Raw genomic sequence first — 15,959 nt, 5'->3', positions numbered from 1 at the left:
GGCGGAAACCTGAATCCATACTAGAACACCCCCGTTTATCCTGCTAGCTCCAAAATAAAAAAACCACACCTAAAACGGTGTGGTTTTTTCGATTTGTGTTCAGTGAGGACTAGATCACAGTTTGGTTTCAACTTGCTGCAGCGGTGCCGACTCGCTGGCTGGGTTGCGGCTCGCTTGCAGATCGCTACGACGGCGGCGAACTGGCGCTGCCGTCGTAGCGATTTCTACAGGGGCGGCAGTGCTAGATTTGGTCTCAACTAATTGCAGCGGTGCGCTGGTTGCGGCGCTGGCGGCATTGGCATCGACTACATCTTTGCGGCGGCGGCGTTGCGGGGTGGCTGGCAACTCAACGTCTGTAGCTGCAGGTGCACTTTCATTGCGGGTCGCCACTTGGACCAGACCAACAGCTTCAGGGCTGGCGACCACGAATGCCGGAGTAGCCAAAGCCGGGGTAGCCGGTTCGGCTAGCGCTACAGTTTCTACTGCTGGCGTGCTTGGCGCGGTTTGAGCGATGATTTCAGCTACTGCGGACTCAGCAGCGGCTGCTTCGGTCGTTACTTCTGCTGTATCAGCACTGCTCGCTGCTGCTTGGCTTGGTGTTGTCGTTGGGGCTGCCTCGGCCAGTGGGGCTGCTTCTGCAGCCGCAGGAGTAGCTGTGCTAGTTGGCTCGGCTACAACTACTGGTGCTGGCTCTGCCTGTACTGCGGCTGGCGCAACAACTGGCGTCGCCTCGGCTTGCGGGGTTGCGGGCGCAACAGCAGGGGGGCTCACATCAGTTACTGCTGAGTCAGTAGATTCTGCTGCGCTTTCGCTGTCAACAGCTGCGTCCTGCGCCACTTGGCGATCACCGCGGTCGCGACGGTCGCGACGGTTGCGGCGACGACGGCCACGACCCTCTTGTTGGCCTTCGTTGCTTGCTACGGCTTCTACTTCAGGGGCGTTCACCGCTGCGGTCGTGTTGAGCAACTCTTCGCTCGCCGCCTGTTCGGTGCGCGCTTCCATCTTTTGGCGTTGCTCGTCATTACGAGGCTGGCGTTCACCACGTGGCTGGCGTTCGCGCGGCTCACGCGCTGGCTTTTGCATATCTTCTTCAATACGCGGTTTGCTACGTTGCTGACGCTCGGCGCGTTCTTGGCGTACTTCTGTTTGCGTATTTTCGTTCCGTTCAGAACGATCTTGGCGCTCGTTGTTACGCTCGCCGCGTTCGCGTGGCTGACGGCCTTCGCCGCGTTGCTCGTTGCGGTCACGACCATTGCGGCGCTCATTGCGGCCGCGTGGCTGGCGGGCGGGTTTGGCTTCTTCAACCGGCTTGGTTTCGGCTGGGCTGCCTGTAAACCAATTCAGAATACGTTTGAAGAGCGATGGCTGAGCCTCGGTGGCTTTTTTCTCGCTGGTGCGGCTGCTGGCTGGGCGATCAGTGTGGGCTGGCGCAGGTTGCGTTGGCGTGATGCCTTTTACTGCCGCTTCCTGGCGTTTGGCTTGCTCTTCTTTGGCCTGGCCTGGCTTGTATCCTTCCTCGGCAGGTTGTTCCACCATACGGTAAGACGGCAGCGCATCTTCAAACTGTGGCACGTCTTCCGTGCGCAGACGCTGAATCTTGTAGTTTGGTGTTTCCAGATGCATGTTCGGGATCAGCATAATCGCCACTTTCAGGCGGGCTTCAACGGCGAACAATTCGGCGCGTTTTTCATTGAGCAGGAAGGTGGCGACATCGACGGGCACTTGAGCATGTAGCGCGCCGGTGTTTTCCTTCATGGCTTCTTCTTGGATGATGCGCAAAATATGCAGCGCTGAAGACTCGATGCCGCGGATAAAGCCAGTGCCATGACAGCGTGGGCAGGCGATATGGCTGGTTTCTTCGAGTGACGGTTGCAGGCGTTGGCGTGACAACTCCATCAAACCAAAGCGGCTGATTTTGCCGGTTTGCACGCGAGCACGGTCGTGGTGCAGTGCTTCACGCACTCGGTTTTCAACGTCGCGCTGGTTTTTCGGGTTTTCCATGTCGATAAAGTCGATCACGATCAAGCCACCGACGTCGCGAAGGCGCATCTGGCGAGCGATTTCATCCGCGGCTTCCAGATTGGTACGCAGTGCGGTTTCTTCGATATCGCCGCCACGGGTGGCTTTGGCCGAGTTCACGTCGATAGACCACAGGGCTTCAGTGCGATCAAGCACGATGGCGCCGCCAGAAGGCAGGCTAACTTCGCGAGAGTAAGCCGTTTCGATCTGATGTTCGATCTGGAAACGTGAGAACAGCGGCACGTCGTCTTGGTAGAACTTCACCTTGTGCACATTGTTTGGCATTACATGGCCCATAAACTGCTGGGCTTGCTCGTAAATCTCGCGTTTATCGATCAGCAACTCGCCGATATCCGGTTGGAAGTAATCGCGGATAGCGCGGATCACCAGGCTGGATTCTTGATAAATCAGGAAGGCGCCATTTTGTGCTGTTGCAGCACCTTCAATGGCGCGCCACAGTTGTAGCAAATACGCCAAATCCCATTGCAGCTCTTCCGTATTGCGACCAATTGCAGCTGTGCGTGCAATCAGGCTCATGCCGTTCGGCGTTTCCAGCTGGTCCATTGCGGCGCGCAATTCATTGCGCTCTTCGCCTTCGATCCGGCGAGAAACACCACCGCCACGGGGGTTGTTGGGCATCAGGACCAGATAACGGCCAGCCAAGCTGATGTAGGTGGTGAGGGCTGCGCCCTTGTTGCCGCGCTCGTCTTTTTCAACTTGCACGATCACTTGCTGACCTTCGCGCAAGCTGTCCGCTACGCGACCACGGCCGCCTTCGCCTTCGGTCATGTACGAGCGGGCAATTTCTTTAAACGGCAGGAAACCGTGCCGGTCACAGCCGTAATCCACAAAGCACGCTTCCAGGCTCGGCTCGATACGAGTGATAACGCCTTTGTAGATGTTGGATTTACGTTGTTCTTTGCCGACGGTTTCGATGTCCAGGTCAATCAGTTTCTGGCCATCGACAATCGCCACCCGCAGCTCTTCGGCTTGGGTGGCATTAAAAAGCATACGCTTCATGAGTACAGGGCTCCTGCGCGCACAACACCGCAAGAACTAGGATTTAACAGGCAGATCGAATGACGGCAGTTCGGCAACATACAAAGGCAACCTTTGCCAGGAAATGGCTAAAGGCCCAGCAAAAACGCTAGATTGGCAACTTGGTGTGTTGGCTTAGAAACTGGGTATCGGCTCCAAACAGTGATCTGTATGCTCTGTTGAGTCAGCAGTAGTTGCGCGATCAATTGGCTAACTACCGCAATAAATCCGGTGTGTGCGCTACGAAAATAAAATCCGCTACTTGGTATTGCGCGGTGAGCTTCATAACCGCGAATCAGAGGATTTTGCTGTTCAGCCCGGCATTTTCTATTGTGAGCCCCGCGCTGTTTGCCCGTGGTACGGGCCGGTGGTCAGGATAGCGCCACGGCGGGAAAGAAATCACAAAGCCAAACTGGGGCTGGATGCAGTAAAATCAACGATTCAATTTCGTTGTTGAAACCGATTTCTTGCATGCCAGACCGGCGGATTGCCGATTTTTGCTGGTGATGTAAAAGCGGTTTCAAATCTCTGCCGGGCGTACAAACTTGCGCGGAGAGAACCAGCTGCTTGTTGCAGCGTGCCATAGAGTATATGCCAAGATGTCCGACACAAGCAAAGCGTCCGTGAGCTTTATTACCGTTGATGCGGATGATGCCGGCCAACGGCTGGATAATTTTCTGCTCAAGCGCCTGAAAGGGGTGCCCAAGAGTCATGTTTATCGCATCGTGCGCTCGGGCGAAGTTCGCGTAAATAAAGGCCGGGCGGATGTAACCACTCGCGTGCAGCCCGGTGATGTGATCCGGGTGCCGCCAGTACGGGTGGCGGAGCCTGAGGTAAAGCCCGCGAGCGCAATAGCTGCCGCTGATCAGCTGCAAATCCCGGTGGTGTACGAAGACGATGCCTTGCTGGTGTTAAACAAACCCGCCGGGATCGCCGTGCACGGCGGCTCAGGTTTGAGTTTTGGCGTGATTGAGCTCTTGCGCGCCCAGCGCCCGCAAGCGAAGTTCATGGAGCTGGTGCACCGCCTGGATCGGGATACCTCGGGTTTGTTGCTGGTGGCCAAAAAGCGCAGCGCCTTAGTGAAAATGCATGAAGTGCTGCGGGATAGCCACGGGATTGATAAACGCTATCTGGCTCTGGTGGAGGGGGTGTGGCCGCATACCCGCTGCCACGTCAAAATGAAACTCCTGAAATATGAAACGCCCGACGGCGAGCGGCGGGTAAAAGTGCATGCTGATGGTTTGTCGTCTCACACCATTGTGAACCGCAAACAAGCCTGGGCGAGTGCTTCTTTGCTGGAATGCGAGCTTAAAACCGGCCGCACGCATCAAATTCGGGTGCATCTGTCGGCCAGTGGCCATGCCATTCTGGGTGATGACAAGTATGGCGATGCTGCGGTGAATAAAGCGCTGCCAAAGCAAGGTTTGCGGCGGATGTTTTTGCATGCCTGGCGCTTAAGCCTTAAACACCCACTCAGCAATGAGCCCCTGACGCTGGAAGCCCCGCTGCCGGATGAATTGCAGCATTACCTCGATACACTTGAGCAAACAAGCAAGAAGGAAGCCTGATGAACGCGCGATTTGAACTGCTGGTGTTTGACTGGGATGGCACTTTAATGGATAGCACCGGCATGATTGCCCGCTCGATCCAGCGCGCTTTTGCCGATGTGGGTTTGCCCGTGCCGGAGGATCGTGAGGCGCGATATGTGATTGGTTACGGCTTGACCGAGGCCATGAGCCATCTGGCGCCGCAGGCAAGTGAAGCCCAGATCCGTGCGGTGGTGGATGCTTACCGCCAGCATTTCTTGGCTAAAGACCAAGAGCTGCAGCTGTATCGGGGGGTGGAAACCGGGCTAGCGCGCCTGCAACAGGCGGGTTATCGGATGGCGGTGGCTACTGGTAAATCCCGGGCTGGCCTCGATCGCGTATTGCGCGCCACGGGCCTTGGGGCGTTTTTTGAGGTGACGCGCACCGCCGATGAGGCGTTTTCTAAGCCGCATCCTGCGATGCTGGAATATATTCTCGACTTTACCGCAGTGAGCCCAACGCGGACGTTGATGATTGGCGATACCACTCATGACCTGCAGCTGGCCATTAATGCCGGTACCGCGAGTGTGGGCTTAAGTTATGGCGCCCATGCGGCCGATGAATTGCAGGCACTGGCGCCGTTGGCAATGTTTGACGATTTTCCTGCCTTGGTCGACTGGATACTGACCGATGCGTAAGATCTGTGCTGCGGCTGAGCTTGTCGAACGCGGCTTGGCGGTGCGCTTTAGTGTGACTCGCGCTGGTCGGCCTCGCGCGGCGTTGGCGATTCGCTATGGCGGGCAGGTGTTTGGCTATCTGAATGAATGCGCGCATGTGCCCATTGAGCTCGATTTCAATCCGGGCGATGTGTTTGATTTATCGCGCGAGTATTTAATTTGTTCGACGCATGGCGCCTACTATCAGCCGGATAGTGGGGTATGTGTTGGCGGCCCTTGTGTAGGCAAGCGTTTGCAAGCAATACCCCTGGTTGAGCAAGATGGGGCCATTTGGTTGTCTGAGGAAAATGAAGCATGAGTGATTCACTAGAGCGCGATGCGCTGAAAGAAATTCTAACCGCATCAATCAAAGAACATCGTCGCAGCCGCCGCTGGGGGATTTTCTTCAAACTGCTGACCTTTAGTTATTTATTTCTATTCCTCGCGCTAGTGATGGGCTGGATTGGCCCCAAGCAAAGCGAAAGTGCCTCAACTGGCCCGCATACGGCCGTGGTCGACCTCAACGGCATGATTGCCGCGGATACCGATGCCAGCAGCGCCATGGTTTTGAGTGGCCTGAAAGCCGCGTTTGAAGATAGCAATACCAAAGCCGTGGTGCTCCGGGCCAATAGCCCGGGCGGTAGCCCGGTGCAGGCCGGCATGATGTACGACGAAATTCGCCGGCTGAAAAAAGCCCATGCGCAGATCCCGTTTTATGTGGTGATCGAAGATGTGTGCGCTTCCGGTTGCTACTATGCTGCGGTGGCTGCCGACAAAATCTATGCCGATAAAGCCTCGATGGTCGGCTCGATCGGGGTCTTGATGGATGGTTTTGGCTTTACTGGGGCAATGGAAAAACTGGGCGTTGAGCGTCGGTTGATGACGGCTGGCGAAAACAAAGGTTTCCTCGATCCATTCTCGCCACAAAACGAAGCGCAAAAACAAAAAGCGCTGAATATGTTGAATGAAATTCACCAGCAATTTATCAGCGTGGTGCAGGAAGGGCGCGGCAAACGCTTGGTCAAAGATAATCCGGATCTGTTCTCCGGTCTGGTTTGGTCGGGTGAAACGGCTCTGAAGCTGGGGCTGGTGGATGCGCTCGGCTCAGTTGATACGGTGGCGCGTGATGTGGTCAAAGCTGAAAATGTGGTCGATTTTACGCCACAGCCATCGTATGCTGACCGTCTGGCGCGTCAATTTGGCGTGACCATGGCCAATACGCTCGGTAGCAAACTGAGCCTGCAGCTGAAATAAGGAGCCGGCACGATGGCGCGCCGCAAACGCCCGGAAGAGCACGAAAATCATGAACGCTGGCTGGTGTCCTATGCCGACTTCATAACATTACTGTTCGCCTTTTTTGTGGTGATGTACGCCATTTCGTCGGTGAATGAAGGCAAATACAAAGTGCTTTCAACCTCTTTGATTGATGCCTTCAAGCAGCCCAAAACCTCGGCCGAGCTGATTCGTCTGGATAATCAGCCTGTGCCGGGCGCGCCGCAAAAGCTGATCGTGATCCCCGCGCCGACTGTGCAGCCCAATGCTGGTAAATTTGAAGAACAAACTAAGAAAATGCAGGGCATTGCTGGCGATTTGCAGCAATCGCTTGGCACCTTGATTGACCAAGGCAAAGTGCGGGTTACCCAATCCAAACGCGGGATTGCGGTGGAAATCAGCGATTCGATTCTGTTTGATACCGGCCGCGCCGAGCTAGCACCTGAAGCGGTGGATGCGTTGCTGGCGATTGCCGAGCGGATTAAAAACACCGACAACCTGATTCAGGTGGAAGGCCATACCGACAATCAGCCGATTCGCGGTATTTTCCCTAGTAACTGGGAGCTCTCGGCGGCGCGGGCCGCCAGCGTGGTGCGCCTGTTTGAGTCGGCCGGCGTGGCCTCGCAGCGGATGGTGGCGGTGGGCTATGCCGAGTTTCGGCCGATTGAGCCGAATGATCGGGTTGAGGGGCGGGCCCGTAATCGCCGCGTGACGCTGAATATCCTGGCTGATAATCAGGATGAAATTGCCGTCATTGCGCAATAAACCACAACGGCACGGGGGAGTGACTTGCGACTACAACAAGCTGCCAACCCGGCCATCGTGGAGCGGATTACCCGCTTAGTTTATCGCAGCGCCGTTCCTGGCCAGGTGATCTGCATCCTGACCGCCCTAGTCTTAGCTGCCGCGTATCTCTCGCAAGTTTCACTGCAATTTCTGGCAGCTTGGTTAGCCGTGACCTGGGCCTTGGCCGGCTGGCGTTTGCATACTGCCTATGGTTATCTGCGGGCCCAACAGGCCGGCCTGGTGGATTACGCTGCTTGGAGTGCGCGCTTTGAGCGAGGAGTGAACCTCACCGCGCTGATCTGGGGGGCGGGCGGTTACTTCTTTATGCAAAATGGCTCGGATATGCATCGGCTATTCACCGCCTTTGTCTTGTCGGGGCTGGTCTCCGGTGCAGTACCGATCTTGGGCGCGCATTATCGGGCTCTGCGCAACTTTGCCATTATTATTTTGTTGCCCATTTTGTTCTCCGCCTTAATTGGCAAAGGCCCGTTTGACGGCGTTTTGGCCGCCATGTGCTTGATGTATCTGGTGGTGGTGGTGAAAGGTGTGCGGCATTACAACGATGCGATTGTGGAGAGTATCGAACTTGAGCTGGAGCAGAAGCAGTTAGTGCAACAGCTGGAGCAGGCCCGCAACAGCGCCGAGGCGGCCAGCAAAGCCAAAACTGAATTTATTGCCAATGTCTCCCACGAAATCCGCACCCCAATGAATGGCATCGTGGGGATGGCCCATGTGATGGAGCATTCTGGTTTAAATCCGGCGCAGCGGCAGGATTTAAGCGTGATTCAGGCTTCGGCTGAATTACTACTGGCCTTGGTGAATGATGTACTCGATTTATCCAAGATTGAGGCTGGCCAGCTCGATCTCAGTGCTAAACCATTTTCTTTGAATACTACGCTGCAGCGCACGGTGCAGATGTTTGCCGAAGTCAGCCGTGAAAAGCACGTTGATTTGCAGCTACAGTTGCTGGCTAACACTGATGTCATTGTGCAAGGCGATCAATTGCGACTGCAGCAAGTTTTGGTCAATCTGCTGGGTAATGCGGTCAAATTTACCCAGCAGGGGCAAATTTGTGTGCGGGTGGCGCAACAGGGCGAGCAATGGTGCTTTGAAGTTAGCGATACCGGCATCGGTATCGCTAAAGATCAGCTTAGCCAGATTTTTGAAGCCTTTGTGCAAGCGGATGGTTCGCGCGCGCGCCAATATGGTGGCACCGGGCTTGGCCTCACCATTGCGCGAAAGTTGGTCAGCCATCTAGGCGGGGAATTACAAGTTGAGTCGCAATTGGGGAAAGGCACTTGTTTTCGCTTCCAAATCCCGCTGCCGCTAGTAGGCGCAACGCCCGAGGTGGTGACGGATGTGCCCACCAAGGCATTGCCGGCATTAAAGGTGTTGCTGGCAGAAGATAACCCTACCAACCGATTGGTGGCCACCAAGCTGTTGCAAATTGCAGGGCATCAGGTGGTGCAGGCCGAAAATGGCCAGCAGGCCATCGAACATGTTCAGCAGCAAGACTTTGATCTGGTGTTGATGGATGTGCAGATGCCTTTGGTGGATGGGCTGGAGGCTACCCGACAGATCAGGCAATTACCGCGCGGCGCTCATTTGCCGATTATTGCCTTAACTGCAAACGCGCTGGAGGCTGACCGGCAAGCTTGCCTTGCCGTTGGGATGAATGCCTTTATCACCAAACCGGTGAAGCCTGAAGTTTTGCAGGACACCATGCACCGTGTGTTGCAAACGACGGCCTAGGTTTGCCGTTCGGCGGGCTACCATACTATAAATTAGGCAGACCCCATCTTGGATGTGCATTGTGCCTGAGGCTTTACCCACTGACGTAGCCAAAATTGCCGAAAAGATCACGCACATCAATCAATTAGTCCTTCACGATGTAGCGGCAGCATTGGCAGAGAGTAGCCAATTACAGGTGCTTTGCCAAGGTCACTTGCCGCAGCTCCTGCGTACCCAGCTCGAGGTTTTGCACTGCCGCTGCCTATTGGCTGCAGGGCAGTTTCGCCTTGCCTTGCGGCTGATTAACCATGCGATTCGCCAGCTAGATGAACAATCCGCGGCGCAACCCAGAGCCGAGCTGCTGCAAATGCGCGGCATTATTTTGTTCCAGCTAAAGCGCTACCTGAGTGCGGCGGAAGATCTGGCACAGGCGACCGAGCTGGCGGTAGAGGCGATGCAGATTCATATCGCCATTGATTGTTATATGCATATCGCCAGTATTTACCGCATTTATGGCCTGGAGCACGATTTACTGGCGCTATTGCGCTTAGGCTTTTATTTGGCGGGTTCGATTAATGATCCTAAATCAATTGGTAAGAGCGCGATTCATCTGGCAGGCCGCTACTTTAATGATGGCCAGTATCAGGAGGCGCTGGATGTGCTGTATCAAAGCGAGGCCAGCATCCTCGATTGCGGGGATATGACTTGGGTGGTGGAGGCCGGCAATATCATGGCCAACTGCTACCGGCGGCTCAATAAAGCGCATGAGGCGGAGTTGTATTTTGATTCGATGTTGGCGCTGGCCTTGCATCACCAGCTAAGCTGGGCGCGTTCGCTGATCGCCATTCATTACGCCACTTTTCTGGCTGAGCGCGGTGATCGGGTGGCGGCGATGTCCCTGCTGGATAGCGCTCAGGAGGGGGCATGGCAATTTAATGATATGGATCTGCAACAGCGCTACCTCAGCTGCCGCATCGAGATTTTCAAGCAACAAGGGCTGCATGCACAGGCTTTGCAGGCCCTGCGGGAATTAGAGCAAATCCGCATCGCGCAAGTAGAAGGTGAGCAAAACCCGCGTAGCCGTCGCAAGCTGGCACGGTTGGGGCGTTTGCAGCGGGTAATGGCCACGGTCAACCGCACCCGGCGTGATTTTGAAAGCTTGCTGGGGCTGGTGGTCTCGCGCAGCAATATCAGCCGTGGTCGGCTGTTTCGCGATAAATGCGCCACGCTGCCGGCAGAGCATGCGATTGTGGTGGTGAGTATCGAAGCGCCATTGGCCACTCGACGGGTCGTCGAGGATAAGGTAACCGCCATTTTGCGCGAGTTTTGCGTCAGCGGGGATGTCTGGGTGCGCCATGGGCTGGGTCAGTATCTGATTTATTTTCACGATGGCCTGCAGCGCAATAACGTGTTGCAGCAGCAGCTAGTGCAGCACGTGCAGCATTTTCCCTGGGATTGGCATGAAATACCGGCGCCACTGGTGGCCAGCCGGCAGGTTTCGCCCCAAGAAGTCGCTCAGTTACTCAATATGCGAGGGAATACATGGAAAGCCTGAGCGCCCAACATGATATTGCCGAATTGATCAGTGCGGTGGAGCTGGGCTACTGGCAATCCAATGCGGCGCAACATCGCGATTGCCGGCGTTTGCTCGAGCTGTGTCTGGCACGGCGACACCCGATGCTGGGCTATGCCTATCTGCTGTATGGCCGCACCTTTCTGATTGTGGGGGATTTGCCTTGCGCCCGTGAAAAACTCAAACGTGGCCTCGCGCATTGTCGGCGACATCAACAATTTGAGCATTATCCGCTTGGTTTACTGTGGCTTGGGGTCGTTGAGCTGCAGCAACAACGCTATAGCAGAGCGCTGAAAGCCTGGGGGGATGCGATTCAGCTGGCTCTGGAGCAATCCAACCTTGATGTGGTGATCGAATGTTGCCTGAATCTGGGGGTGCTGTACCGTACTGCCGGCTTGCAGACTGAGAGCGGCGAAGTCTTGATGGCCAGCTTCTCGGTAGCTGAATCCATCGACAGTAAAAAGCTCTTAGCCAAAAGCGGGATTTATGTTGCTGAGTCCTTGATGATCGAGCAGCGTTATGCCGAGGCATTAGCGGTGCTGTTGCGCGCCGAGCATGATGTGATTTTGCATGGCGACGTTACCTGGATCGCTCAGCTCTGTGGCAACAAAGGCTATTGCCTGTGGCGCACCGGCAATCTGGCTGGGGCAGAAGCCTGTTTTGATACCTCGCTGACCATGGCCCGCGCCTTCAAGCTTGGCTGGGTGTATATCTTTGTGGCGTTGTACTTCGCGCGCTTTTTGTTAGAGCAAGAGCGCATAGCCGAGGCCAACGAAATTATCGACAGTGCATTTGCGTATTTTGATCTTTACCCCGAGCGGCAGTTTTTAGTGCAGTGGTATGAGCTCAAATACAAAGTGCTAAAGAGTCTGGGCCGGTACCCTGATGCACTGGTGGTACTGAAAACCCAGCAGGGCCTTAAGCTAGCGGCACTCAGTGAAGATTATGAGGCGGCTAGCTCGCCGCATCTGGTGGGTGATTTGCGCCGTCGTTATCAGGCCTTGCGGCGGATTTTTCGCAAGATTGAAGGCTTGGTGGAGCTACCGAATGTTCGGGCGGGGATTCGGCAGCTGACGGATTTTCGGGCCCGCTGCGAGGCTGGGCGCGGTGTCGACCGGCTGATCGAATTAGTGGTGCGCCCGCAAAACAAAAAAACCGTCATTCAGCGCACCATGCTGACCATTCGCGAATACTGCTCAGGCAAAGATGCCTGGGTCAAGATCGCTGATGGACGGTTTCTGATTTATCCGGGGCATAGCGATAAAAGTCTGTTTGAGTTTGCCCATTGCCTCGTGAAGGCGATTGAGGCCCTGGCCGGTGGACGATTGAGCGAGCAGCCGATTCAGGCGCGCTCGCGCATTTTGCTGGTGGATGATGATGTCATTGCCCAGCTGAATATGGTGATTGATCGGGGATGGCATGACGCAGGATGAATTTTCGCGAGTAATGCAACGTCAGGCGCAATTCCGGCTGCGTAATTACGATCAGGCGCTGAGTTTGGCTAACGAGCTGGAAGCTTTGGCAGGTGCTGATCTTTATCAGCAGTTGCAAGCCCAGTATTTGCAGGGCGAAGCGCTAGAGAAAGTCGGTGAATTTGCCGCTGCCAAGCAACGTCTGCTGGCGGTTGAGCGCCAACTGGTGCGTCATTACAAACAAGACCCGCTATTGCTCGATCTGTATGAATGTCTGGGGAAAGCCTGTTATGCAATTGGCGAGCTCAATCTAGCGCTGGAATACTGGAGCAAATGCCTGGAGTTGGCGCTGGGGCAGCAGTCGATAGTGCATTACATCAAGGCCTACACCGGGATAGGCGGGGTGTATTTGTACTTTGGCTTGTTTGAAGAATCGCTGCGCCATCATTTGCTGGCGCTCGAGTTTGCCCGCGAGCTGGATGACCCCGTGCTGCTGATGATGCTCAATCTGTGGCTCGGTAGCGATTACAACGAGCTGGGGCGCCATGCCGAGGCGCTCACCCATCTTACCGAAGCGCGTAATTTCTACCGCCGCCAGGCTGATGCAGGGCAGGTGAGTGAGGTATTAATGCACAGCGGTTATTCCTGCTTGGGTTTGCGGGATATACCCTCGGCATTGAAATTCTTCAACGAGAGTATTCGGCTGGCAGAAAGTCATCATCATGGCTGGCCATTGGCGATGGCTAACGCCGGTTTAGCCGAGGTCTATCTGGCGCAAGGGCAGGCTGAACGAGCTTTGCAATTTGCCCAGCAAGCCCACGAATTTGCGCTCCAAAATGCCTCGATTCACCATGAGCTGCGCGCCTGCCGGGTGAAATCGCTGGTGCTGGAGGCGCTAGGGCAGCATGCCGAAGCGCTGACTGCCTATGAGCGACACTGTGAGCTATCGGTGCAATTGGCCATCGAGCGCAATACCACCCAATTACAAAGTGCGGTGCTGCGGCGGATTAACCGCTCGGAGATTCGCCTGAAGCTGATGCGCGCCGAGCAGCAGCGCGAAATACTGGAAAACGAAAAGATCCAGCGCCAGGCGGAGTTTTTGGCGGAAAAAAATGCCTTGCTGGCCGTTAACAAAGCCAAGAGTGATTTTCTGGCCTTGGTTAGCCATGAAATACGCACTCCGTTATCGGGGGTGATTGGCATGCTGCGCCTGGCGCGGGGGCAAAAAGAGCTGAGCGATACGACACGCGAACAGCTCAGTATTGGTTTAGAAAACGCCGAAACGCTGCTCACCATCATTAACGATATTCTCGATATTTCGAAAATCGAAGCCGGCAAAATCACGCTCGAGACCATTCCTTTTGATTTACACCAATTAATCAATCAGGTGGCGGCGCTATTTGCGCCAAAAGCGGCGGAAAAAGGCGTGCGCTTTGTCGTGGATTTGGCGCATTTGCCTAAGCAAGGCTGCTTGGGCGATCCGACCCGGCTGCGGCAGATCTTGTTTAATCTGGTGGGCAACGCGATCAAATTTACCGAGCAGGGCAGCGTCACCATTGGGGCCTATCGGGATGGGGAGCAGATTAAATTCTCGATTGCGGATACGGGTATTGGCCTGGATGAGCAAAGTCTGGGGCGCTTATTCAATAAATTCGAGCAAGCCGATACGTCGACTACTCGCAAATATGGTGGTACGGGCCTTGGTTTATCCATCTGCCAGGCGCTGGTCGGTTTGATGGATGGCTCGATTGGCGTGACCAGCCAGTTGGGCGAAGGCACGTGTTTTCGGGTGGAGCTACCGCTAGAGCCGGTCGATTTGCAGGCCACGGTCCGCGACCCAGTGCAATTAAGCCCATTGCCATGCCAGTTGCGCATTTTGTATGCCGAAGACATTGCGACCAATCAATTGATTGTGGGTGGCCTTTTGGAAGAAATGGGGCAGCGCATGCAGGTGGTGAATAATGGGCAGGAAGCGGTGGAGCTGCTGACCCGGCAGCGCTTTGATCTGGTATTGATGGATGGCCGTATGCCGGTGATGGATGGACTGGAAGCCACGCGCGTCATCCGGCGGGGGCAGTATCAAAGCCGGGCGATACTTGATCCGCAAAGCTATGTTGTGGCGCTGACGGCCAATGCCGCAGCAGAAGAGCAGCAAGCCGGTTTTGCCGCCGGGATGAATGATTACCTGCTCAAGCCGATTGATCCGGTCAAATTGCACGCGGTGTTGCTACAGGCCGTGGCCTATCAGCAGCAGCGCGGGGTGGAATTGCTGCCTATGCTGGAAAAAGCCCCTACGCCATCTGTGGCGACTGGTACGGCCGATGCGGATTGGTTGCGCGAGCTGAGTCGGGCTGGCGTGGCGGTGGATGAGGCGCTCAATCGCCTGAATGGCAATCACGAACGTTTGCGCCGCTGGTTGCAGCAATTGTTTAGCGAGCACCAATCGCTGATTGATACCTTGCCCGATTATCAATCCCGCAAAGATGCCGCTGGCCTGATCGGGCCGGTGCATGCGCTGCGCGGGGTGGCGGGCACTTTGGGCGTTATGGCGATTTATCAGGCGGCGGGCACGCTGGAGCAGGCGTTGGGGCAATTTCAGCGTGGCCAAGTGGCGCAATGGCCGGTGCTCACGGGCTTGCAGCAAGTATGGGCGCAAAGCAAAGCGCGGCTGTTACCCTTGCTGGGTGAGCCTGTGAGTGGTGAGACGACCCAGCGCGACGATTGGCCCGCCTTACCCACTCAGGCCCGTGCGGCAGGTTTGGAGCTTGCGCAGGCGCTGGCGAGTAAAAGCCTGCGCGCGCGGCAAAAGCTGCAGGCTTTACAGCTGGTGCTGGGGGAGCAAGCGGCGGATTATGGCGTGGCGCAACTGAAACAAAGCCTGGAGCAACTGGATTACCCGGCTGCATTACGGCAATTACGCCGGCAGCTACCTGAGAAAATGGATGAAAACTGATCCTTATGTGCTGGTCGTGGATGACCAGATGGCTAATATCGAAGCGTTGGGCGAATTGCTCACCGCCGAATACGATGTGCACTTTGCCCTCAGCGGCGCTGAGGCCTTGGCGCATGTGCGCGAGCACGCGCCGGATCTGATCTTGCTCGACATTATGATGCCGGATATGGATGGCTACGAAGTCTGCCGTCAGTTGCAGCAATATCCGCCCGCCCGCGAAACGCCGGTGATCTTTATTACTGCATTGGCCACCCCCGAAGAAGAAACCCGCGGGCTGGATGCGGGGGCGGTGGATTACATTGTGAAGCCGTTTAATCCGGCGATTGTGCGGGCGCGGGTGCGCAATCATCTGGCGCTTAAGCAAGCGAAAGATCAGCTGCGAGTGCTGGCACAAACCGATAGCCTCACTAGTCTGGCGAACCGGCGCTATTTATTTGAACGGCTCAGCCTGGCTTTTGCCAAAGCGCTGGATAACCCGCAGCAACAGTTTGCGGTGATTTTGCTCGATGTGGATTACTTCAAACGCTACAACGATCAGCAAGGCCATCTGGCAGGGGATTTTTGCCTGCAACGCGTGGCTGGCGTGCTCAAATCAGCGCTGCGCAACCCCGATGATGTGGTGGCCCGCTACGGTGGGGAAGAATTTTGCTGTTTGCTGGCCGGCGCTTCGCTCGACGAAGCGCGTGGTATTGCCGAGCGCATTTGCCGCAGCGTGGCCGAGCTTGCCATCCCACATCCCAAAGCCTTGCCTGCCAAGATTGTGACCATTAGCGCTGGCGTGAGCGCCTATCGCCCGAGTCTGCATTCGCTGGAAAGCGTGTTGCAGCTGGCCGATGAGGCGCTGTACGAGGCCAAAGCAGCGGGCCGTAATCAGGTGATGGTGAAGGTATAGCCAGAAACGCTATATTTAATATGGCCTAGCTGGCTATACCC

The 15,959-nt window shown here is 55.8% G+C and carries 11 protein-coding genes; 10 read left to right on the top strand and 1 reads right to left on the bottom strand.

Annotated features, from left to right (window positions below; translation table 11 throughout):
• Positions 1 to 114: 114 nt before the first annotated feature.
• On the bottom strand, positions 115 to 3,039 hold the full coding sequence (locus tag G482_RS17810) for an Rne/Rng family ribonuclease (protein WP_034619276.1): 2,925 nt from the start codon (positions 3,037 to 3,039) through the stop codon (positions 115 to 117).
• Positions 3,040 to 3,656: 617 nt separating this feature from the next.
• On the opposite strand from G482_RS17810, the gene G482_RS0108115 reads away from it, so the two are divergent.
• The 10 genes from G482_RS0108115 (at position 3,657) to G482_RS0108070 (ending at position 15,918) form a co-directional block, all read left to right on the top strand.
• A complete protein-coding gene (locus G482_RS0108115; RefSeq protein WP_028449622.1) occupies positions 3,657 to 4,625 on the top strand; it encodes an RluA family pseudouridine synthase in 969 nt (322 codons plus the stop codon).
• Positions 4,625 to 5,281 (top strand): HAD-IIIA family hydrolase, encoded by a 657-nt coding sequence (locus G482_RS0108110; RefSeq protein WP_028449621.1) that lies wholly within the window; start codon positions 4,625 to 4,627, stop codon positions 5,279 to 5,281. The genes G482_RS0108115 and G482_RS0108110 overlap by 1 nt, the downstream gene beginning before the upstream one ends.
• Positions 5,274 to 5,618 (top strand): Rieske (2Fe-2S) protein, encoded by a 345-nt coding sequence (locus G482_RS0108105; RefSeq protein ID WP_028449620.1) that lies wholly within the window; start codon positions 5,274 to 5,276, stop codon positions 5,616 to 5,618. Before G482_RS0108110 ends, G482_RS0108105 begins: the two co-directional genes overlap by 8 nt.
• The gene (locus G482_RS0108100) at positions 5,615 to 6,553 is read left to right on the top strand and encodes a S49 family peptidase (protein WP_028449619.1); all 939 of its coding nucleotides are present in this window, start codon (positions 5,615 to 5,617) and stop codon (positions 6,551 to 6,553) included. Before G482_RS0108105 ends, G482_RS0108100 begins: the two co-directional genes overlap by 4 nt.
• Positions 6,554 to 6,565: 12 nt before the next feature.
• Complete coding sequence (motD, locus tag G482_RS0108095; RefSeq protein WP_028449618.1) at positions 6,566 to 7,336, top strand: flagellar motor protein MotD; 771 nt, start codon at positions 6,566 to 6,568, stop codon at positions 7,334 to 7,336.
• Between the two features lie 24 nt (positions 7,337 to 7,360).
• A complete protein-coding gene (locus G482_RS17805) occupies positions 7,361 to 9,109 on the top strand; it encodes an ATP-binding protein (protein WP_051258840.1) in 1,749 nt (582 codons plus the stop codon).
• A 61-nt stretch (positions 9,110 to 9,170) separates the two neighbouring features.
• On the top strand, positions 9,171 to 10,643 hold the full coding sequence (locus G482_RS0108085) for an ATP-binding protein (protein WP_156905371.1): 1,473 nt from the start codon (positions 9,171 to 9,173) through the stop codon (positions 10,641 to 10,643).
• A complete protein-coding gene (locus tag G482_RS0108080) occupies positions 10,631 to 12,094 on the top strand; it encodes a tetratricopeptide repeat protein (protein WP_028449616.1) in 1,464 nt (487 codons plus the stop codon). The genes G482_RS0108085 and G482_RS0108080 overlap by 13 nt, the downstream gene beginning before the upstream one ends.
• The gene (locus tag G482_RS19525; protein ID WP_051258839.1) at positions 12,081 to 15,026 is read left to right on the top strand and encodes a tetratricopeptide repeat-containing hybrid sensor histidine kinase/response regulator; all 2,946 of its coding nucleotides are present in this window, start codon (positions 12,081 to 12,083) and stop codon (positions 15,024 to 15,026) included. Before G482_RS0108080 ends, G482_RS19525 begins: the two co-directional genes overlap by 14 nt.
• Positions 15,016 to 15,918: a diguanylate cyclase domain-containing protein gene (locus G482_RS0108070; RefSeq protein ID WP_028449615.1), complete on the top strand. Its 903-nt coding sequence runs from the start codon at positions 15,016 to 15,018 to the stop codon at positions 15,916 to 15,918. Before G482_RS19525 ends, G482_RS0108070 begins: the two co-directional genes overlap by 11 nt.
• Positions 15,919 to 15,959 lie beyond the last annotated feature (41 nt).

Source organism: Chitinibacter tainanensis DSM 15459 (assembly GCF_000429785.1).
GTDB classification, from domain to species: domain Bacteria; phylum Pseudomonadota; class Gammaproteobacteria; order Burkholderiales; family Chitinibacteraceae; genus Chitinibacter; species Chitinibacter tainanensis.
The sequence above is the reverse complement of the archived record's forward strand: the minus strand, read 5'-3'. Positions and strand labels throughout refer to the sequence as shown.